Origin of the sequence: Cyanobium sp. T1B-Tous (genome assembly GCF_024345475.1) — a bacterium.
Taxonomy (GTDB): Bacteria; Cyanobacteriota; Cyanobacteriia; order PCC-6307; family Cyanobiaceae; genus Cyanobium_A.
On the sequence record NZ_JAGQBE010000045.1, the window covers coordinates 1 to 23,045 of the forward strand.

Here is a 23,045-nt window from a genome sequence, read left to right on the forward strand (position 1 = left end):
TCACGACAATGCCGGCCGGTTGATTCCCCATCGCACCGCGCAGGGCGGTGCGTTCATCGCCGGTGACCACCACGTTCTGCATGGCGAGGCCGAGGGCTTCCGATGCCAGCCTCTGGGCCGCCGCCTGCACCGGGCTGTCCACCTCAATGCCACTCGCCCCAATGGCGGCTGCCCGCAGCTCACCTTGGGCCTGGAGGTGCCCGCAGGCGTCGTCGAGGCTGGCTTGCAGGGCCCGGCGGAAGCGGCTGGGGCCGTCGGGGGCGGCCAGGTGGCACACCCCCGGTCCCTCCCCTTCCGCCAGCACCACGGCGCTGCTGGCCTCGCTCAGCCGGCAGCTGGTGTGGGTTTGGCCGGCATCGAAGCCGGCAATCAGGGCCAGTTCAGGCACGATCCTGGGAAGCTTCCGCAGTGGCTCCAGCGGCCAGGGTGGCCACACAAAACCAACCGACCAGTTGCACCTCGGGGCGGAAAAAGATGGTGTCGGTGAGTCCCTGGACGGCCAGGCCCGCGATCACGGCGATCACGGCCAGAGCAGGCAGGCTGAAGAATCCATCGCCGCGCCACAGGGTCGTGGCCGTGCGCAGGTTGGCCACCAGCAAGCCGATCCCCGCCAACAGCCCTGGGATCCCAGCCTCCACAGCCAGTTCCAGGGGAATGGAGTAGGCGCTGAGGGCATTGAACTTGGGTTGTTGAAACAGGGGATAGATCTGGTTGAAGGCGTCGTTGCCGGGGCCGATACCCAGCCAAGGCCGCGCCTGGATCATGTCCAAGGCCGCCAGCCAGACGTTGATGCGGAAGTTGTTGGAGCTGTCCTGGCGGCCGGCCACCAGGCTCATCACCCGCACCCGCAGAGGCTCCACCTGGGTCACCAACACCACCAGCAGGGCTGCCCCACCGACCAGCAGCAGCACGGGAAACAGCTTGCGCCACAAGGGAGGCCAGGTCCTGGTGCCGCGGACGGCGAGCAGCAGCACGATCACGCCGGCTTCGGCCACCAGTCCCATCCAGGCGCCGCGGCTGTAGGTGAGCACCAGGGCGGCCACGCCCAGCACCAGGGCCGTCAGGGCAAACAGCTTGCGGGGCAGACCGGGCCAGCGCAGCAGGGCCACCAGGGCCAGGGGCAGGGCCGGCAGCAGGTAACCCGCCAACAGGTTGGGGTTCTCCAGGGTGCTGTAGATCCGCACGGTGCCATCGGCCACTGAATTGGGGTCGGCCCAGCGGGCCAGCTCGCCGGAGTCGCCATAGAGCTGGCGAATGCCGATCACGCTGGTGATCAGTTCCCCGGCCAGCAGGGCCGCCACGAGGCGGTCCCACCAGAGCGGTGCGGTGGCCAGCAGCTGGCGCATCAGGGCGTACACCCCCAGATAGCTCACCAGCTTCACCAGGCCCTTGGCGGCGGCCAGGGGAACCGGGGAAAACCCCGTGGCCAGCAGGGCCAGCGCCAGGATTCCCAGGATCCAGCGGTCGATCTCGACCAGGGGGCCGGGCGTCGTGCGGAGGGCCAGCAGCAGCCAGAGCAGGCCGCTGGCCAGCACCAGCAGGCTTAGGCCGCTGCGGGTCACCAGGGGCAGCCCCGCCATCAGGGCGCAGAGCACCAGCCCCGACAGCAGGGTCAGCTGGCGCCCCAGGGCGCCGCTGGGAGCGCTCCGCAGACAACCCTGCCAGCGCAGCAGAACGGGTGGAGGGGAAGCGCTCAAGGGGCGGTGGCTGGCGTCAGGCCGGATTATCGACCCCTTCCCTGGGATCCTCCAGGTCTGGCGGCAGATCCAGTAGCAGCTCTTGCAGCTGTTGGACCGGTGGCAGGCTGTGGCTGTTGCGCCGGTACAGCACCCGGTACACCGGCAGACCCTGGGCCCGTACGTAGGTTTCCCGCTCGGTGGGCACCGGCAAGGGATTGTCAGCCCGCCAGGGACGGCTGTCTTCGGGCGGGCGATCAAAGCCTCCACTGGCTTCGATCAGCTGCACCATCGGTGTGATCACCGCCAGCACATCGCTCTGGATGAACAGCTCCCGGCCGCAGGCCAGGGCCTCACCCAGGGCGAGCAGCAGGGCGGGCTGCAGGACCCGACGCTTGTGGTGCTTCTTTTTGAACCACGGATCGGGGAACTGGATCGACACCCGGTCCAACTGGCCGGTCGGCAGGGAGCCAAGCCAGTCCTGCAGGCTGATGTTGGCATTGCAGAAGAGGTAGTGGAGGTTGTCGAGTCCGAGGGCCTGGCGGTCGGCTTCGGCCGCATCCACCAAGGGCCGACGGATCTCCACCCCGAGGTGGTTGCGCTCAGGTTGCTGCTGGGCCAGCTCGAGCAGAAACCGGCCCCGGGCGCAGCCGATGTCGAGGTGCAGGGGTTGCTCCGGCACACGGAACAGGGCGGACGGCGCCGGCAGGGGCCGGGGCTGCTGGAAAAAGCGGCTGAGTGGGTTGACGTGCTGGCGCACCATCAGCCGTCCTCGCTGGGCACCAGAAAGGCCAGGCTGGCGGTGTACCCATGCAGGTGGGTGCTGCCGGCCACCGGACCAATCTCGCCGTTGCAGAACACCCCGGCGATCGGCACCTCAGGGAAGGCTTCGCGGCAGAGCGTCACATCGCCATCGGCTTCGCCGTAGAGCCCTTCGCCCCGACCCAGGCAGGCAAACAGCAGGGTGGCGAGGGGCTCGGCGGTGCGCGCTCGCTGCCGACCCAGCAGCTGGCGCAGCTCCTGGCGGGAGGTGGTTCCGTCGCGGAGCTGGAACTGGATCTGTTGTCCCACCCGCATCCGCTCGGCCACGGCCACAGCTCCGTTGCGGGGATCGACGCCGATCAGATTGCGCACCAGGAAGGCACCGGGTTCGGCGGGTTCCACGCTCGCCAGGCTGAAGTTGCTGCGGCCTACTCCGAGAAACAGGGAGTGCTTCACCAGCTCCCGTTCCTCGGGGCTCAGCTCGGAGAGGATCGCCTGCAAAGCCGCCACGGGGCTGCGACGGGCCTGGCCCTGGCTCACCTCCAGCACCACGTTGCGCTGGACCTGTTCCACATCGAACACCGGACCGATCGGCCGGCAGCCCTGGGCCACGAGCGGGTCGAGCTGCCAGGCGCCGCCGATCAGGCATCCCACAGCCCCTCGCATCACCTGGTCGCCGAACAGCAGGGATCCGTGGGGAGCGCTGTGCTGGCCAGCGATGCCGCCGAGTTTCACCGCTTCGGGACAGGCGTAATCCAGGCCACTGATCAGGTCGTTGATGCGGGGGCAGCTGGGATCCACCAGCAGCAGCATCGAGGGGCTGGGGGCTTCGGGTGCCCCCAGCAGGGCTCGCCAGGGGTCGGCCGGGCCATCGAGGTCGGGCAGGGTGCCGGTGTCGATGGCGAAGGGGTGGAGCTCGGCTCCCGGCAGATGCAGCAGCGTGACGCTCAGGGCTGGTTTGTTCTCCAGTTCATGGGGCACTCCAGCGCCATCGGTGCCCACCACGCCTCCGCCCAGGCAGCCCAGCCAGTGTTGGGCCTGCAGTTTCTCCCGCAGCAGGGGCAGCAGCCTGGGCAGATCACTGGCGTAGCTGGCCGCGGCGAACACCAGGGCCAGATCGGCTGGTCCCGCCCCCCTCAGCTGGCGGGCAATGCTTTCCACCGCAGCCTGGAGGGAGGTCTCTGTCGCCAGGGCTGTGCGACACCAGGCCTGGTCTGGCCGGGAGCTGAAGGGCCTGGAGAGCCAGCTGGGCAGGGGGAAGGCAGCCATGGAGCGGACCCTATCGCCCGCCGGGGGCCACGGATAATGGCGCCTTACCGAACCATCCGCGTGCCCCCCGCCCTGCCAGAACCGCTGTACCGCTCGTTGGTGTGGCTCGACGTCCGCGTGGCTGTGTTGTTCAGCATCGGGGTGCCCCTGGTGTTGCTGGTTTGGGCCGCCGTGCGCCGGGAGGGTGCCTTGGTGCGGTTGCTGGGCATCTATTGGAAGGTGGCCAGCCTGCTGCTCCTGGCCACCCTGCTGCTCACCGATCGCCGTCCCCTCGGGTTTGTGGTGGCGGTGCTGGCCCAGCTGCTGGTGGTGGTGAGTGTCTGGTTCTGGGTGGATCTCAATGAGGAACTGGCCGATTTGCCGCCCTGGAGACCCCTGCCCCTCACCCTGCGCATCTGGCGCTGGAGCCTGACGGTGTGGGGCCTGCTTGGGGCTGTCTTCAGTGCCACGGCCCTCGGCTGCCTGGGCAGTTCAGCCCTCGCCGGCGCCCGCTGCACCGCCTGGATCCAGCCTCCCCTGGGACTGCACCAGCATGTGGCTGCGGTCTTTGCCTTCGTGTTTGGCGGCACCTGGACCCCCTCTGTTGCGGCCTTCATCGGCTACGTGGGCCTGGTGGCCTATGGCGTGGGGCTGCTGCAATGGCTGGTGGTACGCCTGCCCAAGCAGGGCCGGGTCGCCGGTGAGTTCTGAGGACAGCTGCCATGCTTCCGCCCGATGCCCTGATCCCGTCGGGTGAATCCGTGATGGGTTTGCTGGCCGGTCTTGAGGAGTTGAGCCGCAATCATCCCGATCGCGTGCTGCGCCTGCGCGGCACCCTGCCTGCCGATCCAGCTCAGCAGACCCACCAGGCTGAGCCGTTTGAGCTGCTGATTTTCCGCGGGTTCTCCAGCAGCGTCACCCATCCCACCGCGTTTGATCCCGACAGCCCGGTCTTGCCCGAAGGCACCCAGATCGCAGCGGCTGAATTGCTGCGGGCGCCGCTCAAGCCGGGCCACGAGGACGTGCTGGCGGGTCCCGCGCCCGCGGCTAGCTGGCTCGAGCCGGACGCCTGGGATTAACGGGGTCCGTCCAGCACCGTCACGCAGCGGCCGCAGAGGCTCGGATGGGCGCTGTGTTGGCCGATGTCGGTTTCGTAGTGCCAGCAGCGCTCGCACTTCTCCCCCTCCGCTCTGCTGATGCGCACGGTGATGCCGCCCTCACTGGCGTCCACCAGCGGGTTGTTGGGAGGCGTGTTCCCTTGCTGCAGGGATGACACCAGTAGCCAATCGGCCAGGTTGTCGACAGTGGGATGGGCTGAGTTCGCCAGCCACTCCAATGCGGCGGCAGGGGCCTCGCTGCCTTCGCCCAGCTCCAGGTGCACCTGCGCCTCAAGGGAGGCGCCCAGGGCTCCGCTGGCCCGGCAGCTCTCCAGTTGGCGGTTCACCAGGGCCCGCAGCTCCAGGATTCGCTCCATCGGCGTCTCCAGCTCGGGCCGGCGCCAGGCGTCGGGTGCGCTGGGCCAGCCCCGCTCAAACACCGAGGCTTCGGCCACCGGGTAGGGCAGGTTCTGCCAGATGTCTTCGGCCATGTGGCAGAGCACCGGCGCGATCAGCCCGGCCAGGCGCTCCACCACCAGGCTGAGCACGGTCTGGCAGCTGCGGCGACGGAACTCCGTGGCGCCGCTCACGTAGAGGCGGTCCTTGGCGATGTCGAGGTAGACGTTCGACAGGTCCACCACGCAGAAGTTCTGCAGGGCCTGGAAGAAGCGGTAGAACTCGAAGCGTTCGAAGTCGCCCGTCACGCTGTCGATCAGGGCGGCGGTGCGTTGCAGCATCCACTGGTCGAGCAGCGGCAACTCGGCGTAGGGCACAGCATCCCGCTCCGGCGCGAAATCATGCAGGTTGCCGAGCAGGTAGCGGGCCGTGTTGCGCACCTTGCGGTACACGTCGGCCAGCTGCTTCACGATCCCCGGCCCCAGCGGCACATCGGCCGAGTAGTCCACCGAGCTCACCCACAGGCGCAGCACATCGGCGCCGTAGGGCGGCTCCTGCTTTTCGTTCTTACCGCCCTCCACCAGCACCGCCGGATCGACCACGTTGCCGAGGGATTTGCTCATCTTGCGGCCCTTCTCATCGAGGGTGAAGCCGTGGGTGAGCACCCGCTTGTAGGGGGCGTGGCCGTTCACGGCCACCGAGGTGAGCAGGCTGCTCTGGAACCAGCCGCGGTGCTGATCGCTGCCCTCGAGGTACAGATCGGCGGGGTAGTGGAGTTCGGGGGCACGGCTCGCGCCGCCCGCGAGTCCGCCCAACACTCCGGCCCAGGAGGAGCCGGAGTCGAACCACACGTCCATGGTGTCGGTGCCCTTGCGCCATTGCGCTGCGTCCGCGACGTAGGCGGCGGGTAACAAGTCGGCTTCATCGCGCTGCCACCACACGTCGGCGCCGTGCTCGGCGATCAGCCCCTGGATGTGGCTGAGGGTGACTTCGTTGAGCAACACCTCACCGGTTTCGCGGTGATAAAAAACGGGGATCGGCACACCCCAGGTGCGCTGGCGGCTGATGCACCAGTCGCCCCGCTCGCTCACCATCGCTTCGATGCGGTTGCGGCCGCTGGCCGGCAGCCAGTCCACCCGGGCGATGGCCTCGAGGGCTTGCGGACGGAAGCCTTCCACCGAGGCAAACCACTGCTCGGTGGCCCGGAAGATGGTCGGTTTCTTGGTGCGCCAGTCGTAGGGGTAGCGGTGCTCGTAGCGCTCCTGCTTGAGCAGCAGGCCTGCCTCCTCCAGCGCGCTGATGATGGTGGGATTGGCGTCCTTGAGCACGTTGGTGCCGGCAAACGGTCCGGCTTCGGCGGTGAGGGTGCCGGCCTCATCCACCGGGCAGAGCACCGGCAGGCCGTATTTCTTGCCGGTGTTGAAGTCGTCCACGCCGTGGCCCGGTGCGGTGTGCACCAGTCCCGTGCCGGCCTCGGTGGTGATGTAGTCGCCGCCAATCACCACCGGGCTGCTGCGCTCCAGCAGGGGATGGCGATAGGTGATGCCCTCCAGCTCGGCACCTTTCACGCTCAGCACCGGCGTGAGCGTGAGGCCCAGGCTGGTTTCCAGGCCCTCGCGCAGCTCGCTGGCCACCACCAGGTGGCGCTCGCCGGCCTGGCAGATGCTGTAGTCGAGCCGCTCGTTCACCGACACCGCCAAGTTGGCCGGCAGGGTCCAGGGGGTGGTGGTCCAGATGGCCACCGCCAGGCCGCCACCGGCCGTGCCCAGTTCCGGTGGCAGGCCCGCGCCGGCCAGCTTGGCGGCCAGGGCCGGGGGCACCGTTTCCACCGGGAACGCCACGTAGACGCTGGGGGAGGTGTGGCCGTCGGGATATTCGAGTTCGGCCTCGGCCAGGGCGGTGCGGGAGCTGGGGCTCCAGTGCACGGGCTTGAGGCCCCGGTAGATGTGGCCCGCCAGCACCATGGCGCCGAACACACCGATCTGGGCGGCCTCGTAGTCCTTCTGCAGGGTGAGGTAGGGGGTCTCCCAGTCGGCCCAGATGCCCCAGCGCTGGAAGCCCTGCTTCTGGCCCTCCACCTGCTCCAGGGCATAGGCGTGGGCCTTCTGGCGCAGGCTCACCGGGGTGAGATCGGCCCGCTCGCCGCTGCTGAGGCCCTGGAGCACCTTGAGTTCGATCGGCAGGCCGTGGCAGTCCCACCCCGGGATGAACCGCGCCTTCTTGCCCTGGAGGAGGGCGGTTTTGTTGATGATGTCCTTGAGGATCTTGTTGAGGGCGTGGCCCACGTGCAGGGCCCCATTGGCATAGGGGGGGCCGTCGTGCAGGGTGAAGCTCTCGCCCGGGTTCTGCTGGCTGAGGCGTTCGTACAGGCGCTGCTCAGCCCAGAACGCCTGGATCTGGGGCTCCCGCTGCTTGGCATTCGCCCGCATGGCGAAGGGCGTCTGCAGCAGGTTGAGGGTGTCCTTGTAGGAGGTCTGCCCCGAAGCGGCGGTTTCAGGCGCAGGGCTGGCGGTCACGTCGCCTGGGAGCAGCAAGGGCTGATTATCCCGCCTGGCCGCTGGTGGCCTTGGGCTCGGGGGGAATGGCTTCTGGGTCGGGTGCCGCGGTTTCCGTCGCCGCGTCGACCAGGGCGTCGATCTCGGCAAAGGAGCTCACCACCACCGGGTCGGCCGGTGCGGCCGGCGACTCGCCTGTTTCGGGGCTCTCGGAGCTCTCGGAGCTTTCGGGGGCTTCGGGGCGGACCCAGCGCTTGCCGCTGGATTTGGGCTGGCGCCGCTGAGCCAGCCATTCACCCAGGCCACTGCCGGCGGTGGTCACCACGGCGATCAGATGGGCCAGCGTGGCTCCTGCCTGCTGGAGGCTCGTCTGCCAACGCTCCGCCGACCAGAGCCGCTGCTGCTCTTCCGGGGTGAGTTGCCGCCAGCGCCCCTGGGACACCTCCGCGGCCAGACGGCCGATCAGCAGACCACCACAGAGCACGCCCAGCATCGGTGCCCCGGTGAGCCGATCGGCGCTGGTCACCAGCACCAGGCCCAGCAGCAGCACCACGGCACCCCAGGCCGAATCCCTCGGCCGGCTGAGCTCGCTGGCCAGCAGTGGCAGCAGCAGGATGGTGAGGCCCAGCAGCAGCGCCAGGAGACCGCCCAGGGTGGCGAGCATGGCCAAGGGGAATGGATCCTTCCATTGTGGGCGTCCATCCAGATGTGGGCGTCCATCCAGAGCTGTCCCTACAGTCGCGGTGCGCCCACCTGGCGGAATTGGTAGACGCGCTGGTTTTAGGTACCAGTGGCCTTGGTCGTGGGGGTTCAAGTCCCCCGGTGGGCATCAACGTTTTCTTAGGTTGCTGGGAGACAACGTTTTGGGGCGTGCTTCAGCCGCGATGACAGAGGTTCTGGCTGCCACCCCCCCTGGGTTCGCTCCCACGGCTGACATGCCGTCACCATCGCGGTTGGTGCCGCGGGAGTTTCTCGATCCGCCCGCTGCCTGGAATCCCACGGTGGGTCTGTTTCTGGCGGGCTATGGCCTGGCCGCCCTCACCATCTGGGGCTGGTTTGTGGGCGGTTGGCCCCTGCCGGTGCTGCTGGCTACCGGGTTCCTGGCCCTGCATCTGGAGGGCACGGTGATCCATGACGCCTGCCACAACGCCGCCCATCCCCACCGCTTCTGGAATGCGGTGATGGGCCATGGTGCCGCCCTGCTGCTGGGCTTCAGCTTCCCGGTGTTCACCCGGGTGCATTTGCAGCACCACGCCCATGTCAACGACCCCAAGAACGATCCGGATCACATCGTCAGCACCTTTGGGCCGCTGTGGCTGATTGCGCCCCGCTTCTTTTATCACGAGCTGTTTTTCTTTCGACGCCGTCTCTGGCGCCGCTATGAGTTGCTCGAGTGGGGAATTGCCCGTGCAATTTTTGCCACCATTGTGATTGCGGCCGCCCAGGGAGGGTTCCTCACCTTTGTGTTCAATTGTTGGTTCGCCCCGGCCTTGATGGTGGGGGTCACCCTGGGACTGTTCTTCGACTATCTGCCCCATCGCCCCTTCCAGTCCCGCAACCGCTGGCACAATTCCCGTGTCTATCCGGGTCGGCTGATGAATTGGTTGATCATGGGGCAGAACTACCACCTGATCCACCACCTCTGGCCATCGATTCCCTGGTTTGAATATCGGCCTGCCTATCACGCCACCAAGCCGATTTTGGATGCCAAGGGATCACCGCAACGGCTCGGTCTCTTTGAGAGCAAAAGCGACGGATTGAACTTCCTTTACGATATTTTTCTGGGGGTGCGTAGCCACCGCAAGAAGCGCAGCAAGCTGCGGCCAATTGCCGCGCTCATGCCCACCCGTCATGCACGCCGCCGGGTGTTGGAGCTGCTGCACAGAACGGCTGTTTCCCCGGTTCGCTAATCGGCCAGGATCTTGGGGACCCGGATGAAATCTCCCTCCCGCTGGGGGGCTTCATCGAGCAGCTCTTCCCGCACGCTGGTGGGGGTCACCACGTCTTCGCGGGTCACGTTCACCACCTCCACAGCGCGGGTAGTGGGGGGAACACCCTCGGTGTCCACGGTTTCGAGGTGCGCCACATACTCGAGGATGCGCTCGAGCTGACCGGTGTAGGTGGCGATCTTGTCCTCCGGCAGGGCGAGGCGGGAGAGCTGGGCCACCTTGCGCACGTCGTCGGCGGTGATCTTGCTCATCGGGGGTTCCGGGCTGGGCATGACGCTAGCGCTCAGGTCAGAAACGCTTCGAGATCGGCGGCCAGGGCCGTGGCGGCCAGATCCAGGAAGCGCTCGCCGTGGCTGGCCTGGGCCAGGTAGGGGTTGGAGCCCATGCGGCCATCGGGGTGGCGGCGGCGGAAATCCTCCGGACCATGGATCGGCCCGGCGGGGGCTGGTTCGGGAAGGGGACGTTGTTGGGCCTGCAGGCTCGGCTCCAGGTGCAGGGTGAGGGCGATTTCGCTGGGGGTGGCGTGGTGACCCTCCTGGTCGCCATAGAGGTTGCGGGCCTCCTGCATCACCGGCCCGGCCATGAACCAATTGGCCAGCTTGCAGCGCAGCTGCGGTGCCACCGCCAGACCCCGGTCGGCGGCGGTGGCATAGGCCTGGGCAAAGGCGGCCTTGCTGGTGGCGATGTTGCCGCCATGGCCGTTGATCACGTAGATCCGCTCAAAGCCGTGGCGAGCCAGGGAGAGCACGATGTCGTGCAGCACCGCCAGCAGGGTGGAGGGCTGCAGGCTCACCGTGCCGGCAAAGCCGAGGTGGTGTTCAGCCATGCCGAAGGCCTGGGCTGGGGTCACCAGCACGCCGGTGCGCCGGCCCACCTCCAGGGCCACGGCCTCGGCGGTGAGGGCATCGGTGCCGATGGCGCCGGTGGGCCCGTGCTGTTCGGTGGAGCCCAGGGGCACGATCACGCCCTTGCAGTGCTCCAGGTAGGCCTCCACTTCGGGCCAGCTGCGCAGTTGCAGGCGGATGGCTTCGGTGGGGCTGGCGGCCCGAGGGGCGGTTTGGGTCATGGTGAACAGCAACGGGCCCGGGCGGGCTGCCTAGGATTTCGATGCCAGCAGTGCCCAGGGCCCATGCTGCACCGCAAGCTCTACCAGTTTTGTGCCGAACAGCGCCCGGTGTGGGTGTTCCTGCGCGATCAGCAGCGCTGGATTGAGGAGGCCACGGTGGTGGAGATCGAGGGGGATCTGGTCACCCTGCGCTACGACGCCGAGGATGACGACGAAACCCACAGCTGGGAGGAGAGCGTGCGCCTCGATTCCATCGGGGCTGTCAGTACCCGCCTGGCCTATGTGTGCCGCAGCGGCAGCCCGGATGACGTGATCACCTCCGAAGACTGTCCAGAGGCGGAGCGGCTCAGCAACCCCTAGTGGGCCGTTCCGTTGCCGTCGTAGTTGTCGGTGTCGTAGTAGCCGCCCTTGGTGCCGAAGAACAGGGTGGCGAGCACGAACAAACCGCTGCCGAAGACCAGCACGGTGGCAAGGGTGAAGCCGGAGGAGTTCATGGCAGCCCGGGGGCCTGAGGCATTTGATCTCAGTCTGCTGGCTGACTCCGCTGCTGGCGAGCCGGGCAACGCCTGTGTGGGGAATCCGTTGCCGAAGGCGTTCTTCGCCCGCCCCGCCGAGGTCGTCGCCCCCGAGCTCATCGGCTGCCTGCTGGTGAAGCGCCAACCCTCGGGCGAGTTGCTGTGGGGCGTACTTGTGGAAACGGAGGCGTATTCCCAGGAGGAGCCCGCCTGCCACGGCTACCGCCGCCGCACCCCCAGCAACGAAACGCTCTTCGGTGAGCCTGGGCGGTTTTATGTCTATGTGAGTTATGGCATTCACCACTGCGTCAATGTGGTGACCGGCCGCGCTGATTGGGCCAACGGCGTGTTGCTGCGCGCCGTGGCCCTGCCCGGCGAGCCCGACCGGGTGGCCTCAGGTCCGGCGCTGCTGGCTCGGCGCTTTGGGCTCACCAAGAGCCATAACGCGCTGCCCGTGCAGCCGGATTCCGGCCTCTGGTTGGCCCCACGTCCCCCTGCGCTCGGGGCTGATCTCGCCCTCATCCAGACCAGCCGCATCGGCATCTCCCAGGGACAGGACCTGCCTTGGCGCTGGTACCTGCGCGCCAGCCGCAGCGTGAGCAGGCGGGCCAAAGGAGACCGCCAGCCCTAGGTTGGGGATGTTTGCGCCTTGGATGCCTTGAGCGGTTGGAGTCACCGCCATGTGCTCGATCTGGCGGCCTTTTCGCTGGACGACTACGCCACCGTGCTGTCGCTGGCCCAGCGCTTCCGGGCTCTGCCGGTGGCTGGCGCCCGCAAGTTGCCGGCCCTGCAGGGCCGGCTGATGACCAGCCTGTTCTTTGAGCCCAGCACCCGCACCCGCAGCAGCTTCGAGCTGGCGGCCAAGCGGCTCTCGGCCGATGTGCAGAGCTTTTCCCCCTCCTCCAGCTCCCTCAGCAAGGGCGAGAGCCTGCTGGATACGGCCCGCACCTATGTGGCGATGGGCGCCAACATCCTGGTGGTTCGGCACCGCTGTGCCGGGGTGCCCCAGAGCCTGGCGGCGGATCTCGATCGGGCTGGCGAACGGGTGGCGGTGCTCAACGCCGGCGATGGCTTGCACAGCCATCCCAGCCAGGGGCTGCTGGATCTCTTCACCCTGGTGCGCCACTTCGCTCCCGAGGCCCCCACGCCCCATGCCCTCCGGGGCAGGCGGATCGTGATTGTGGGGGATGTGCTCCACTCCCGGGTGGCCCGCTCCAACCTCTGGGCCCTCACCGCCTGCGGCGCTGAGGTGGTGCTCTGCGGTCCGCCCACCCTGTTGCCCGACGCCTTCGCGGAGTTCGTGGCGGCGCCTCCCCCAGGCCAGCAGGCCGATCCGGTGCCGGACCGCGGACCGGTGCGGCTGGTGCGCAGCCTGGAGGAAGCCCTCCCAGGGGCCGATGCGGTGATGACCCTGCGTCTCCAGAAGGAGCGCATGCACCAGCACCTCCTCACCAGCCTCGATGCCTATCACCGCCAGTTCGGCATCACCCGCGCCCGCCTGGCCCTCTGCGGCCAGCCCGTGCCGGTGCTGCACCCGGGCCCGGTGAACCGGGGGGTGGAGCTGGCTGGCGAGGTGCTCGACGATCCGGCCGTGGCGCTGGTGGAAGAGCAGGTGCGCAACGGCATCCCAATTCGGATGGCGCTGCTGTATTTGCTGGCGGCGGCGGAACCGCTTACAGCAGCTTGAAGCCGTCCAGGAGCAATCCGTAGAGCAGGCCGATGCGGGCCATGTCGACCAGCTGCAGCCCCAGCGGGTCGCCGCGGCGGCGCAGCAGTCCCCCCCGGATGCGAATGGCCACTTCCATCGCGCCAACGCAGATCAGGGCTCCCACGGGATCCAGCTTCGCCAGGGTGCCCGTGATCGAGCCCACGGCCCCGCCGATGCTGAAGCTGATCAGCAGCACGATCACGAGCAGGGAGAGACGCCGCCAGGGGTTGGCGGCCCATCGCTCCAGGGCGATTTGGGCCTGGGCGATCTGCGCCTGGAAGCGGGTCTGCTGGTAACGCTGCTCTGGCGGGGTCGCGGTCATGACCCGGAGCTTGGCAGCGTCACGCTTGAGAAGCCACCCAGAAAGAGGGGGCAGGGAAGTTGGCTGCGGTGATCCCCATCACCCGGCCCGAGCCCTGCCAAACCATGTCTACACCATCTCTGGCGTCTGCGCAGCGTTTTACCGCTACCGATAGGGGATTCCAATAAAAAAGCCCTGGGCCGAAGCCCGGGCTGGGTGATGGGGACGAAGCAACCAAAGCGCCTGGATCGCTGTCGTTCAAGAGGGAGGAGACGTTTGCCAGAGCGTCCCCACGGGCCCTTGACGCTCCCAGGGCTTTACGCGGCCTGCGTCTCAGCCGTCGCTGTCTTTCTTCCTGGAGGACTTGCCTTCCAGCAGCTCGAGCAGGGCCTCCATCTGGGCCATGACGCCCCGCACCTCGCCGGCTTCGGGAAGCAGGCCATCGTCCATGACGCCCTGGTGCATTTCTCGGAGCTCCTGGCGGATGTACCGCAGGTGGCTAACCACCTGTTCGCGTTTCGACTGCGACATCGATGGAGGGCTGTACTAATCCACCCTTTTACCGCATCGCCGGTTCACTTCTGGCCGAACTGGGCCTTGGCTTGCTCATAAAAGGGGGCGTCGATCTCGCTGTGGCCAGCCTCCAGGGCCATCGATTCAATCCGCCGCCGCACCGCGGGTCGCACGAAGAACGGCACTTCCTTGAGTTTGGCTTCGGCGTCGGGGTGCCACTGCATCGGGAGGTTCAGGCCTGCCTGCCGCTCGGGAAGGGGAATCGAAAATGGAGAATAGGGGACTCGAACCCCTGACCTCTGCGGTGCGATCGCAGCGCTCTACCAGCTGAGCTAATTCCCCTGGAAGGGGCCCCGGATGGGCCTTCGCCAGAAATTATCAGTCCTGCACCCAGGGCGCTGCCCTGATGCTGAGAATGGAGATCTGTGAGCAGGCCCCAGCCTTGACCGATTCCCCCGTCCCGGCCGCTGGAGCGATCACGGCCGAACTGATCGCCTCCTTTGATGAGGCGTCGGTTGCCGAACTGGCCCGCCGTCTCGATGAGGATGACTACCCCACCCCGTTTGAAGGACTCCAGGACTGGCATGTGATGCGCGCCCTGGCCATCCATCGCCCTGAGCTGGCGCGGCCCTACGTGCATCTGGTGGATCAGGAACCCTTCGATGAGGACTGAGCCGGCCGACCCGTCTGCTCCGGTGGCCGATCCCCTGGCGGGACGCCGCATCCTGGTTGGCATCAGCGGCAGCATCGCGGCGGTCAAGCTGCCGTTGGTGGTGAGTGCCCTGGCCCAGCGCGGTGCCGACGTGCGTTGTGTGCTCACGCCCTCGGCGGCCCAGCTGGTCAGCCCGGTTGCCCTGGCGTCCCTGAGTCGCCAGCCCTGTTGCCTGGATGCCGACCAGTGGAGCCATCGGGCGCCCAGGCCGCTGCATGTGGAGCTGGCGGAGTGGGCCGAGCTGGTGTTGGTGGCCCCCCTCAGTGCCACCAGCCTGGGCCGCTGGGTGCATGGTCTGGCCGACACCCTGTTGGCCAGCATCCTCTTGGCCACAGAGGCTCCGGTGCTGGCGGCGGCGGCGATGAACACGGCGATGTGGGCCTCTCCGGCGGTGCGGCGCAACTGGGAGCTGTTGCAGGCCGATGGGCGGGTGCTGCCCCTGGGCCCCGCGTCGGGGCTCCTGGCCTGCGATCGACGGGGCGATGGCCGCATGGCCGAGCCGCCGTTGCTGCTGCTGGCCCTGGAGTGTCTCCAGCTGTGGGGCTGCCGTCAGGACTGGGCCGGGCGGCGGCTGCTGGTGACGGCAGGCCCAACCCGGGAGCCGCTCGATCCAGCCCGTTGTCTCACCAACCCCAGCAGTGGTCGGATGGGGGTGGTGCTCGCCCAGGCCGCCCGCCTGCGCGGCGCCGAGGTGACCCTGGTGCACGGGCCCCTGGCCGTCGACCCCCAGCTGCTCGAGGGGTTGCGCTGTGAGCCGGTACAGACGGCGGCCGAGATGGAGCAGGCCCTGGTGCGGCTTCAGCCTGGCGCCGATGCCATTGCGATGGCGGCGGCGGTGGCCGACCACCGCCGGCAGGAGCCGTTGGCCCAGAAGCTCAGCAAAGAGGCGCTGGAGCGCGAACTCGCCTCCGGCTGGCAAGCGGTGCCCGATCTGCTGGCTGGGCTGGTGGCCCGCCGGCCCGCCGGCCAGCGGATCCTGGGGTTTGCAGCCCAGTCGGGCGACGTGCTCCCTCAAGCCCGGGCCAAATGGGCCCGCAAGGGTTGCGATCTGCTGTTTGCCAATCCGATTGATCAGGTTGGTGCGGGCTTCGGCGGAGACACCAACCAGGGCTGGCTGCTGGGGGGGGCGGCAGGTGAGCAACGGCTGGAGCCTGGCTCCAAGCTGGCCATTGCCCAGCAGCTGCTCACTGCCCTGCGGGCCGGGAGCTAGCGCTCAGGCGGCCATGGGTTCGTCGTCGGGAGCTCCGCCCTCGGGGGTGTCCTGCTGGGTGCCCTCCTGCGGGATGGTCTCGTCCTGCAGCAGATCCATGAAGGTGCGCAGCTGCAGGCGTGGGATGTAGGGCCAGCCCCCGCTGCGCTCCACGCTCTGCAACAGGCTGAAGAGCTGGCTGCGGTCCGCGGGGAGGCTGCTGCGGAAGGCGCCGTCCTGGATGGAGCGGTGCAGATGTTCCAGTTGCCGCAACAGCGCCAGCAGGGCCTCGGGCTGGCCCTCGAGCTCGCCGGCCAGGTGCTCGATCTGCTGCAGCGCGCTGGAGAGGCGGTCTTGCTGGGAGGGATTGAGGCTCATGTCTGGATCTCTGTCGTCGCGCGCGACGGGCTCTCGCATACAGGTTGTTGAGAGCCGCGACATCGTACGGGGAATGGGGGTTTTGCACCGGTAGGATCCGCGCCAGCCCAGTTCCCATCCACCGTCTCTGCGGCCTCTCCCCATGCGTTTTCGTCCTCTGCTGGCCCTCGTGCTGGCGCTGTGCCTGACCCTGGTGACCGCCTGCAGCGGTGGGGCCAAGGCCGTGGATCGCGCCAATCTCACCTACGACGACATCCACAACACCGGCCTGGCGAACGATTGCCCGACCCTGCCCGATTCGGCCCGCGGCTCCATTGCCCTGGATCCTTCGGCCAAGTATCAGCTCCGTGAAATTTGCATGCACCCCGCCGAGGTGTACGTGAAGGGCGAGCCGGCCAACAAGCGCCAGGAGGCCCAGTTTGTGGCGGGCAAGATCCTCACCCGCTTCACCTCCAGCCTCGATCAGGTGTACGGCGATCTCGACGTGACCGGCAGCGGCCTCAGCTTCAAGGAGCTGGGCGGCATCGATTTCCAGCCGATCACCGTGCTGCTGCCCGGCGGTGAGGAGGTGCCCTTCACCTTCTCCAGCAAGGAACTGGTGGCCACCGCTGACGGCGGTTCCCTCACCACCAGCACCGATTTCGAAGGCGCCTACCGCGCTCCCAGCTACCGCACCAGCAACTTCCTCGATCCCAAGGGCCGGGGCCTCACCACCGGTTACAGCAGCGCTGTGGGCCTGGTGCCCGCTGGCGATGAGTTCACCGGGGAAACCGTGAAGCGCTACGTGGATGGTTCCGGCACCATGAATCTGTCCATCACCAAGGTGGACCCCAGCACCGGCGAATTCGCCGGTGTGTTCACGGCCATCCAGCCCTCCGACTCCGACATGGGCACGAAGGCTGTGGTCGACGTCAAGATCGTGGGCCAGCTCTACGGCCGCCTCGAGCAGGTCTGAACGCTCCGCCCATAGCAGTTGCCCAGAGCCCCGAAAGGGGCTCTTTTTGATGGCCGCACCTGTTTGCGACCTTCAGCGCAAGGGCGTGAGCCGCTGGTCTGGGAGAATCCACCGTCGTCCCGAGCGCCCGCCCCGCCATGACCGTTGCCGACTCCGCCGCCACCGGCCTGATTGCCCCCCATGGCGGCTCCCTGGTGAACCTGATGGTGGTGGGCGGTGAGGCTGAGGCCGCGAAGGCCGGCATCAGCCGCAGCATCGAGTGCAGCGATCGCAATGCCTGTGATGTGGAGCTGCTGGTGGTGGGTGGCTTTTCGCCCCTGCGGGGCTTCATGCACCAGGAGGACTACGACGCCGTCGTGGCCGGCCATCGCACCACCAGTGGTCTGCTGTTCGGTCTGCCGATTGTGTTCGACACCGACGACGCCTCGATCGCCATTGGCGAGCGGTTGCTGCTCACCTATCGCGGTCAGGAGCTGGCGGTGCTCACGGTGGAGAGCCGTTGGGAGCCCGACAAGGCCCGTGAGGCCCTGGGTTGCTACGGCACCACCTCGCTGGAGCACCCCGCCGTCAAGATGATCGCCACCGAGCGCGGTCGCTTCTACCTCGGCGGAGCCATCCAGGGCCTGGAGCTCCCCCGGCGGGTCTTCCCGTGCAAAACCCCCGCCGACGTGCGCGCCACCCTGCCCGAGGGCCAGAGCGTGGTGGCCTTCCAGTGCCGCAATCCCATCCACCGGGCCCACTACGAGCTGTTCACCCGGGCCCTGGATGCCAGCAATGTGAGCGACCAGGGCGTGGTGCTGGTGCACCCCACCTGCGGTCCCACCCAGGATGACGACATCGCCGGCGAGGTGCGCTTCCAGACCTACGAGCGTCTGGCCGCCGAAGTGGCCAACCCGCGCATCCGCTGGGCCTACCTGCCCTACTCGATGCACATGGCGGGTCCGCGCGAGGCGCTGCAGCACATGATCATCCGCAAGAACTACGGCTGCACCCACTTCATCATTGGCCGCGACATGGCCGGCTGCAAGAGCTCCCTCACCGGCGACGACTTCTACGGCCCCTACCAGGCCCAGGACTTCGCCCGCGACAACGCCGCTGAGCTGGGCATGGAAACCGTGCCGTCGCTCAACCTCGTCTACACGGAGGAGGAGGGGTATGTCACCGCCGAGCATGCCGAAGCGCGGGGCCTGCATGTCCGCAAGCTCAGCGGCACCCAGTTCCGCCAGATGCTGCGCGGCGGCGAGGAGATCCCGGAATGGTTCGCCTTCCGTAGTGTGGTGGAAGTGCTTCGGGCCGCGGCCTGAGCCAGTTAACATTCCTTTACTTGATTCTCAGCAGAGGCACGGGTCTTGAAAAAGCGCTGGCGCAACGCGGGGCTCTATGTCCTTCTGGTGATCGTGATGATCGCCGTGGGCACGGCCTTCCTGGACCGACCCGACCCGGCCAATGCTCCGCGCACGCTCCGCTACAGCGATTTCGTTGAGGCCGTTCAGGGCAACGAGGTGTCGCGGGTGCTGATTTCCCCCGACCGGGGTACGGCCCAGGTGGTGGAAAACGACGGTCGCCGCGCCGTGGTCAACCTGGCCCCCGACAAAGATCTGCTCAAGCTCCTCACCGACCACAACGTCGATATCGCGGTGCAGCCCAGCCGCGAGCCCGCGGCCTGGCAGCAGGCGGTTGGCAGCCTGATCTTCCCCCTGCTGCTGCTGGGGGGCCTGTTCTTCCTGTTGCGCCGTGCCCAGGGCGGCGGTGGTAATCCCGCCATGAGCTTTGGCAAGAGCAAGGCTCGGGTTCAGATGGAGCCCCAAACCCAGGTGACCTTCGGCGATGTGGCCGGCATTGAAGGCGCCAAGCTCGAGCTCACCGAGGTCGTCGACTTCCTCAAAAACCCCGATCGCTTCACCGCCGTCGGCGCCAAGATCCCCAAAGGGGTATTGCTCGTCGGCCCTCCCGGCACCGGCAAGACCCTGCTGGCCAAAGCCGTGGCGGGTGAGGCCGGTGTGCCCTTCTTCTCGATCTCCGGTTCGGAGTTTGTCGAGATGTTCGTGGGTGTGGGCGCCAGTCGCGTCCGCGACCTGTTCGAGCAGGCCAAAAAGAGTGCCCCTTGCATCGTCTTCATCGATGAGATCGATGCCGTCGGGCGCCAACGGGGCGCGGGCCTCGGCGGTGGCAACGACGAGCGGGAGCAGACCCTCAACCAGCTCCTGACGGAGATGGACGGTTTTGAGGGCAACACCGGCATCATCATCGTGGCGGCCACCAACCGGCCCGATGTGCTGGATGCGGCTTTGATGCGTCCCGGCCGCTTCGATCGCCAGGTGGTGGTCGACCGCCCCGACTACAACGGCCGGCTGCAGATCCTGGAGGTCCATGCCCGCGGCAAGACCCTCGCCAAGGACGTCGACCTGGACAAGGTGGCGCGCCGCACACCCGGCTTCACCGGAGCCGACCTGGCCAACCTGCTCAACGAAGCCGCCATCCTGGCGGCCCGCCGTCAGCTCACCGAAGTCGCCATGGACGAAGTGAACGACGCCATTGAGCGGGTGATGGCCGGTCCCGAGAAGAAGGATCGGGTCATGAGTGAGAAGCGCAAGCGGCTGGTGGCCTATCACGAGGCTGGCCATGCCCTGGTGGGCGCGCTGATGCCCGACTACGACCCGGTTCAGAAGATCTCGATCATCCCCCGCGGCAACGCCGGCGGCCTCACCTTCTTCACCCCCAGCGAGGAGCGGATGGAATCGGGCCTCTACTCCCGTTCCTACCTTCAGAACCAGATGGCCGTGGCCCTGGGCGGTCGTGTTGCTGAGGAGATTGTCTACGGCGAAGACGAAGTCACCACCGGTGCCTCCAACGACCTCCAGCAGGTGGCCCGGGTGGCCCGCCAGATGGTCACCCGTTTCGGCATGAGCGACCGCCTCGGACCCGTGGCCCTCGGACGCAGCCAGGGCGGCATGTTCCTTGGCCGCGACATTGCTGCCGAGCGGGATTTTTCTGAGGACACCGCCGCTGCCATTGACGAGGAAGTGAGCCAACTGGTGGCTGAGGCCTACAAGCGCGCCACCGCCGTCCTGGCGGAGAACCGGTCGGTCCTCGATGAGTTGGCCGACATGCTGGTGGAAAAGGAAACCGTCGATGCCGACGACCTCCAGGAGCTGCTGGTGCGCAGCGACGTGAAGGTGGCCGAATACGTCTGAGCTGGAAGCCGGACTGATCGAAGCGTTGCACCGCCAGCCCTTGCTGGTGGTGCTTCGTGCGTTTGATCCCCTCGAGCTACTGCCTGCTTTGGAGCGACTCGAGGCCCTGGGGGTAGGGCACGTGGAAGTGGCTTGGAGTGGCCATCCCCACTGGGTCCCTGCCGTGCAACAGCTGCGGCAGCACTGTGCTGGGCTGGCGCTCGGTGCCGCTTCCGTGGTGGATTGTTCCGGCCTGGAAGCGGCCGCTGCGGCCGGTCTGACTTACGCGGTGTCCCCGGTGTTGGAGCACACCTTGGTGGAGCGGGCCCGTCAGCTCAAGTTGGCGTTTGTGCCCGGGGTGATGTCGCCGACGGAGGTGCATCGGGCCCGCTTGTGGGGATGCCCCCTCGTGAAGCTGTTTCCTGCGGCTCCGCTGGGGCGCTCCTACTGGCAGCGGCTGGCGGGCCCGTTGGCGGGGGGGCAGGGCCTGCCCCACTGCATCGCAGCAGGAGGTCTGGGTCCGGATGATGTCGAAGCTTGGCTCGCTGCGGGGGTGGACGCGGTGGCCCTGGGTGGAGCCCTTGTCGATGCCACCGATTGGGAGGCGTTGGCGCGGCTTGTCGAGCGACTGGGGAGCCGTTAGCGCCAGATTGTTGCCGTTGCGAGTCTGCAGTGCTACAGCTGAGACAGAGGTTGCCTCCTTTTATGTCTCAGCTCACCGTCAAGCTCAGCGACAAGGCCGATGCCCTGATCGCCCAGCTTCAGAAGGAAATTTTCAATCGCCGCCGCAAGAAAGTCTCCGCTGCCGGGGTGATCGAAACCCTGGTGGAAAGTGGCGCCAAGTCCCAGTCCGACAAGCGTTTCGCCACGTCCTGGAAAAACCTGATCCAGGACATCGAAAAGGCGGCCAAGGTGGCCGATGCCCATGGCGCCAAGCCCGCCAATCTCAGCGACGCCGAATGGGCGATGGTGCTGAGCCATCGCAGCCGGACGCCCAAGGCCTCTGCCACACCGAGGAAGGCCGCGGCCAAGAAGCCTGCTGCCAAGAAAGCAGCTGCCGCGAAGACGCCCGCCGTCGCGAAGCCAGCTGTTGCGAAGCCAGCTGTTACGGCCAAGAAGCCAGCCGTTGCCAAGACGCCAGTGGCGGCCAAGAAGCCGGCTGTGGCCAAGAAGGCAGCAGCCAAGCCCTCTGCAGCGAAGAAGCCTGTGGCCAAGGCTGCTGCTGCCAAGAAGCCAGCGCGCAAGACAGCCGCTTCCACGGCCGTGTCCACCAAGCGGGCCGGATCTTCCGTGGCGCGACGGATGGCCAAGGCCGTGGGACGGCTCGGCGGCGCGCCAGCCGCGGCCTCCGGTTCCGTTGCGAGCACCAACGGGCTACAGCCCGCTGCGGCTGCGTTGTAGGCACGTCGGCTCGGGGCCGATCACCAGAGGCTGCACTGCCCCTGCTGGCGCAGCAGGTGATCGGCCAGCACCAGGGCCACCATGGCTTCCACCATCGGTACCGCCCGGGGCAACACGCACGGGTCGTGCCGCCCCTTGGCCTCCAGCGTGGTGGCAGCTCCGCTGGCATCGATGGTCTGCTGCGCCTTGCGGATCGTGGCTGTGGGTTTGAAGGCCACCCGGATCACGATCACCTCCCCGTTGCTGATGCCTCCCTGGATCCCGCCGGAGTTGTTGGTGGCGGTGTGCAGGGAGCCATCGGCCGTGGGCAGGAAGGCATCGTTGTGTTCGCTGCCCTTGCGCAAGGTTCCGGCGAAACCTGAGCCGATTTCAAAGCCCTTGGTGGCTGGCAGCGACATCACCGCCTTGGCCAGGTCGGCCTCCAGCTTGTCGAATACCGGCATGCCCAGCCCCACCGGCGGACGCCGCACCACGCATTCGATCACGCCACCACAGGAATCGCCCTCACGACCGATCGCTTCGATCCGTTCGATCATCCGGCTGGCGGTGGCTGGATCGGGGCAACGCACGATGGTGGACTCCACAGCCTCCAGGGTCACCTGCTCCGGGTCGATCGTGGCCTCCAGGTCGTGAATGCGTTTGACCCAGGCGATCACCTCGGTGCCATGGGTTTTGGCGAGCAGTTGTTTGGCGATGGCTCCGGCCGCCACCCGGCCGATCGTTTCGCGGGCTGAAGCCCGGCCTCCACCACTGCGGGCCTGGATGCCGTATTTCGCCTGATAGGTGGCATCGGCATGGGAGGGCCGAAAGGCCACCTGCATCTCCTGGTAGTCCCCGGGGCGCTGGTCCTTGTTGCGCACCACCATGGCGATCGGCGTGCCCAGGGTCTCGCCATCAAGCAGGCCACTGAGGATCTCAACGCGATCGTCTTCCTTGCGGGGTGTGGTGATCTTGCTCTGGCCGGGTTTGCGCCGATCGAGCTCGTACTGAATCGCCTCCAGGTTGAGGGCGAGGCGGGGCGGGCAGCCGTCGACGATCACGCCCACACCACCGCCATGGGATTCGCCGAAGGTGCTGATCCGAAAGAGCTGGCCGAAGCTGCTGCCCATGGGAAATCGAGGTTGGCGTCAGATTAGGAACTGGGGTAGCCGAAGCCCACCGGCATCAGCGCCAGGGGCACGAGCAGGGCCGTTCGCCCTTGTTGCGTCTTCACCCTATTGAGCCCGCCTGGAGCGATTGTCCTTTTTGAGTTTGGGGGTGGATTTCGCAACCCCAACAAAAAGCCCCCTCTTGCGAGGGGGCCGGGGGGATTCCGTTTGGCTTGTTCAGCCTCAGCTGATCGCTCAGCCGATGGCCGGTGCGGTCAGAGCCACGGGGGTGGCTTCTGCAGCAGCCAGGTCCAGCGGGAAGTTGTGAGCGTTGCGCTCGTGCATCACTTCCATGCCCAGGCCTGCACGGTTCAGCACGTCCGCCCAGGTGTTCACCACGCGGCCTTGGCCGTCGAGGATCGA

Annotated in this window: 26 protein-coding genes, 2 tRNA genes and 2 pseudogenes; 14 read left to right on the forward strand and 16 right to left on the reverse strand. The window is 67.3% G+C overall.

Annotated features, from left to right (window positions below):
• The 4 genes and pseudogenes from KBY71_RS10545 to KBY71_RS10560 form a co-directional block, all read right to left on the reverse strand.
• Positions 1-388 (reverse strand): annotated as a pseudogene (locus KBY71_RS10545) (N-acetylglucosamine kinase); the annotation flags it as partial.
• Complete coding sequence (locus tag KBY71_RS10550) at positions 381-1,697, reverse strand: IctB family putative bicarbonate transporter (protein WP_254928868.1); 1,317 nt, start codon at positions 1,695-1,697, stop codon at positions 381-383. The pseudogene KBY71_RS10545 and the gene KBY71_RS10550, both read right to left, overlap by 8 nt.
• Before the next feature lie 16 nt (positions 1,698-1,713).
• Positions 1,714-2,436, reverse strand: coding sequence for a tRNA (guanosine(46)-N7)-methyltransferase TrmB (gene trmB, locus KBY71_RS10555; RefSeq protein ID WP_254928888.1), 723 nt, complete (start codon positions 2,434-2,436; stop codon positions 1,714-1,716).
• Positions 2,437-2,438: 2 nt separating this feature from the next.
• Positions 2,439-3,707, reverse strand: a complete 1,269-nt coding sequence (locus tag KBY71_RS10560; protein WP_254928869.1) for an FIST N-terminal domain-containing protein — start codon at positions 3,705-3,707, stop codon at positions 2,439-2,441.
• A gap of 36 nt (positions 3,708-3,743) precedes the next feature.
• Between KBY71_RS10560 and KBY71_RS10565 the strand changes: the two genes are divergently transcribed.
• Positions 3,744-4,397 carry a DUF3177 family protein gene (locus KBY71_RS10565; protein WP_396095296.1) on the forward strand — a complete coding sequence of 218 codons (654 nt, stop codon included), beginning with the start codon at positions 3,744-3,746 and terminating at the stop codon, positions 4,395-4,397.
• An 11-nt stretch (positions 4,398-4,408) separates the two neighbouring features.
• Positions 4,409-4,765, forward strand: a complete 357-nt coding sequence (locus KBY71_RS10570) for a hypothetical protein (protein ID WP_254928870.1) — start codon at positions 4,409-4,411, stop codon at positions 4,763-4,765.
• On the opposite strand, the gene ileS is transcribed toward KBY71_RS10570, so the two are convergent.
• Positions 4,762-7,695 (reverse strand): isoleucine--tRNA ligase, encoded by a 2,934-nt coding sequence (ileS, locus tag KBY71_RS10575; protein ID WP_396095298.1) that lies wholly within the window; start codon positions 7,693-7,695, stop codon positions 4,762-4,764. The two genes, KBY71_RS10570 and ileS, sit on opposite strands and share 4 nt — an antisense overlap.
• 25 nt (positions 7,696-7,720) lie before the next feature.
• A complete protein-coding gene (locus KBY71_RS10580) occupies positions 7,721-8,338 on the reverse strand; it encodes a Ycf66 family protein (RefSeq protein ID WP_254928871.1) in 618 nt (205 codons plus the stop codon).
• 83 nt (positions 8,339-8,421) lie between these two features.
• Between KBY71_RS10580 and KBY71_RS10585 the strand changes: the two genes are divergently transcribed.
• Together KBY71_RS10585 and crtR are read left to right on the forward strand one after the other, a co-directional pair.
• Positions 8,422-8,503 (forward strand) — tRNA-Leu (locus KBY71_RS10585).
• Positions 8,504-8,609: 106 nt separating this feature from the next.
• Positions 8,610-9,584, forward strand: coding sequence for a beta-carotene hydroxylase (crtR, locus tag KBY71_RS10590; RefSeq protein WP_254928872.1), 975 nt, complete (start codon positions 8,610-8,612; stop codon positions 9,582-9,584).
• Here crtR and gatC read toward each other — a convergent pair.
• Together gatC and KBY71_RS10600 are read right to left on the reverse strand one after the other, a co-directional pair.
• Complete coding sequence (gene gatC / locus KBY71_RS10595; protein ID WP_254928873.1) at positions 9,581-9,874, reverse strand: Asp-tRNA(Asn)/Glu-tRNA(Gln) amidotransferase subunit GatC; 294 nt, start codon at positions 9,872-9,874, stop codon at positions 9,581-9,583. The genes crtR and gatC overlap by 4 nt on opposite strands.
• 32 nt (positions 9,875-9,906) lie before the next feature.
• Positions 9,907-10,689, reverse strand: coding sequence for a creatininase family protein (locus KBY71_RS10600; protein ID WP_254928874.1), 783 nt, complete (start codon positions 10,687-10,689; stop codon positions 9,907-9,909).
• Between the two features lie 63 nt (positions 10,690-10,752).
• Here KBY71_RS10600 and KBY71_RS10605 point away from each other — a divergent pair, with 63 nt between their 5' ends.
• Positions 10,753-11,049, forward strand: a complete 297-nt coding sequence (locus KBY71_RS10605; protein ID WP_094559170.1) for a DUF6679 family protein — start codon at positions 10,753-10,755, stop codon at positions 11,047-11,049.
• On the opposite strand, the gene KBY71_RS10610 is transcribed toward KBY71_RS10605, so the two are convergent.
• Positions 11,046-11,183, reverse strand: coding sequence for a hypothetical protein (locus tag KBY71_RS10610; RefSeq protein WP_190388714.1), 138 nt, complete (start codon positions 11,181-11,183; stop codon positions 11,046-11,048). The genes KBY71_RS10605 and KBY71_RS10610 overlap by 4 nt on opposite strands.
• On the opposite strand from KBY71_RS10610, the gene KBY71_RS10615 reads away from it, so the two are divergent.
• Together KBY71_RS10615 and KBY71_RS10620 are read left to right on the forward strand one after the other, a co-directional pair.
• Positions 11,182-11,835, forward strand: a complete 654-nt coding sequence (locus KBY71_RS10615) for a DNA-3-methyladenine glycosylase (RefSeq protein WP_254928875.1) — start codon at positions 11,182-11,184, stop codon at positions 11,833-11,835. The two genes, KBY71_RS10610 and KBY71_RS10615, sit on opposite strands and share 2 nt — an antisense overlap.
• A 27-nt stretch (positions 11,836-11,862) precedes the next feature.
• Positions 11,863-12,891 (forward strand): aspartate carbamoyltransferase catalytic subunit, encoded by a 1,029-nt coding sequence (locus tag KBY71_RS10620; protein ID WP_254928876.1) that lies wholly within the window; start codon positions 11,863-11,865, stop codon positions 12,889-12,891.
• Here KBY71_RS10620 and KBY71_RS10625 read toward each other — a convergent pair.
• From KBY71_RS10625 to KBY71_RS10640, 4 genes are all read right to left on the reverse strand, one after another.
• A complete protein-coding gene (locus KBY71_RS10625) occupies positions 12,878-13,234 on the reverse strand; it encodes a DUF565 domain-containing protein (RefSeq protein WP_254928877.1) in 357 nt (118 codons plus the stop codon). The two genes, KBY71_RS10620 and KBY71_RS10625, sit on opposite strands and share 14 nt — an antisense overlap.
• Before the next feature lie 312 nt (positions 13,235-13,546).
• Positions 13,547-13,744, reverse strand: coding sequence for a hypothetical protein (locus KBY71_RS10630; protein ID WP_094559179.1), 198 nt, complete (start codon positions 13,742-13,744; stop codon positions 13,547-13,549).
• A 44-nt stretch (positions 13,745-13,788) separates the two neighbouring features.
• Positions 13,789-13,950 carry a PCP reductase family protein gene (locus tag KBY71_RS10635; protein WP_254928878.1) on the reverse strand — a complete coding sequence of 54 codons (162 nt, stop codon included), beginning with the start codon at positions 13,948-13,950 and terminating at the stop codon, positions 13,789-13,791.
• Positions 13,951-13,995: 45 nt separating this feature from the next.
• Positions 13,996-14,068 (reverse strand) — tRNA-Ala (locus tag KBY71_RS10640).
• 100 nt (positions 14,069-14,168) lie between these two features.
• Between KBY71_RS10640 and KBY71_RS10645 the strand changes: the two genes are divergently transcribed.
• Complete coding sequence (locus KBY71_RS10645) at positions 14,169-14,399, forward strand: DUF2555 domain-containing protein (RefSeq protein ID WP_396095303.1); 231 nt, start codon at positions 14,169-14,171, stop codon at positions 14,397-14,399.
• Positions 14,389-15,648: a bifunctional phosphopantothenoylcysteine decarboxylase/phosphopantothenate--cysteine ligase CoaBC gene (gene coaBC / locus KBY71_RS10650; RefSeq protein WP_254928880.1), complete on the forward strand. Its 1,260-nt coding sequence runs from the start codon at positions 14,389-14,391 to the stop codon at positions 15,646-15,648. Before KBY71_RS10645 ends, coaBC begins: the two co-directional genes overlap by 11 nt.
• A gap of 3 nt (positions 15,649-15,651) precedes the next feature.
• On the opposite strand, the gene KBY71_RS10655 is transcribed toward coaBC, so the two are convergent.
• The gene (locus tag KBY71_RS10655) at positions 15,652-16,005 is read right to left on the reverse strand and encodes a hypothetical protein (protein WP_254928881.1); all 354 of its coding nucleotides are present in this window, start codon (positions 16,003-16,005) and stop codon (positions 15,652-15,654) included.
• 142 nt (positions 16,006-16,147) lie between these two features.
• Here KBY71_RS10655 and psbO point away from each other — a divergent pair, with 142 nt between their 5' ends.
• The 5 genes from psbO to KBY71_RS10680 all read left to right on the forward strand — a co-directional run bounded on the left by psbO (position 16,148) and on the right by KBY71_RS10680 (position 21,534).
• Positions 16,148-16,960 carry a photosystem II manganese-stabilizing polypeptide gene (gene psbO, locus KBY71_RS10660; RefSeq protein WP_254928882.1) on the forward strand — a complete coding sequence of 271 codons (813 nt, stop codon included), beginning with the start codon at positions 16,148-16,150 and terminating at the stop codon, positions 16,958-16,960.
• 137 nt (positions 16,961-17,097) lie between these two features.
• Entirely contained in the window at positions 17,098-18,264 is a 1,167-nt protein-coding gene (gene sat, locus KBY71_RS10665; RefSeq protein ID WP_254928883.1) for a sulfate adenylyltransferase, read from the forward strand.
• A gap of 45 nt (positions 18,265-18,309) precedes the next feature.
• Complete coding sequence (ftsH3, locus tag KBY71_RS10670; protein ID WP_254928884.1) at positions 18,310-20,154, forward strand: ATP-dependent zinc metalloprotease FtsH3; 1,845 nt, start codon at positions 18,310-18,312, stop codon at positions 20,152-20,154.
• 25 nt (positions 20,155-20,179) lie between these two features.
• The gene (locus KBY71_RS10675) at positions 20,180-20,776 is read left to right on the forward strand and encodes a bifunctional 4-hydroxy-2-oxoglutarate aldolase/2-dehydro-3-deoxy-phosphogluconate aldolase (protein WP_254928885.1); all 597 of its coding nucleotides are present in this window, start codon (positions 20,180-20,182) and stop codon (positions 20,774-20,776) included.
• Between the two features lie 62 nt (positions 20,777-20,838).
• Positions 20,839-21,534: a hypothetical protein gene (locus KBY71_RS10680; RefSeq protein ID WP_254928886.1), complete on the forward strand. Its 696-nt coding sequence runs from the start codon at positions 20,839-20,841 to the stop codon at positions 21,532-21,534.
• 20 nt (positions 21,535-21,554) lie between these two features.
• On the opposite strand, the gene aroC is transcribed toward KBY71_RS10680, so the two are convergent.
• Both aroC and KBY71_RS10690 read right to left on the reverse strand, forming a co-directional pair.
• Positions 21,555-22,643, reverse strand: a complete 1,089-nt coding sequence (gene aroC, locus KBY71_RS10685) for a chorismate synthase (protein ID WP_254928887.1) — start codon at positions 22,641-22,643, stop codon at positions 21,555-21,557.
• A 234-nt stretch (positions 22,644-22,877) separates the two neighbouring features.
• Positions 22,878-23,045: pseudogene (locus KBY71_RS10690) on the reverse strand (photosystem II q(b) protein); the annotation flags it as partial.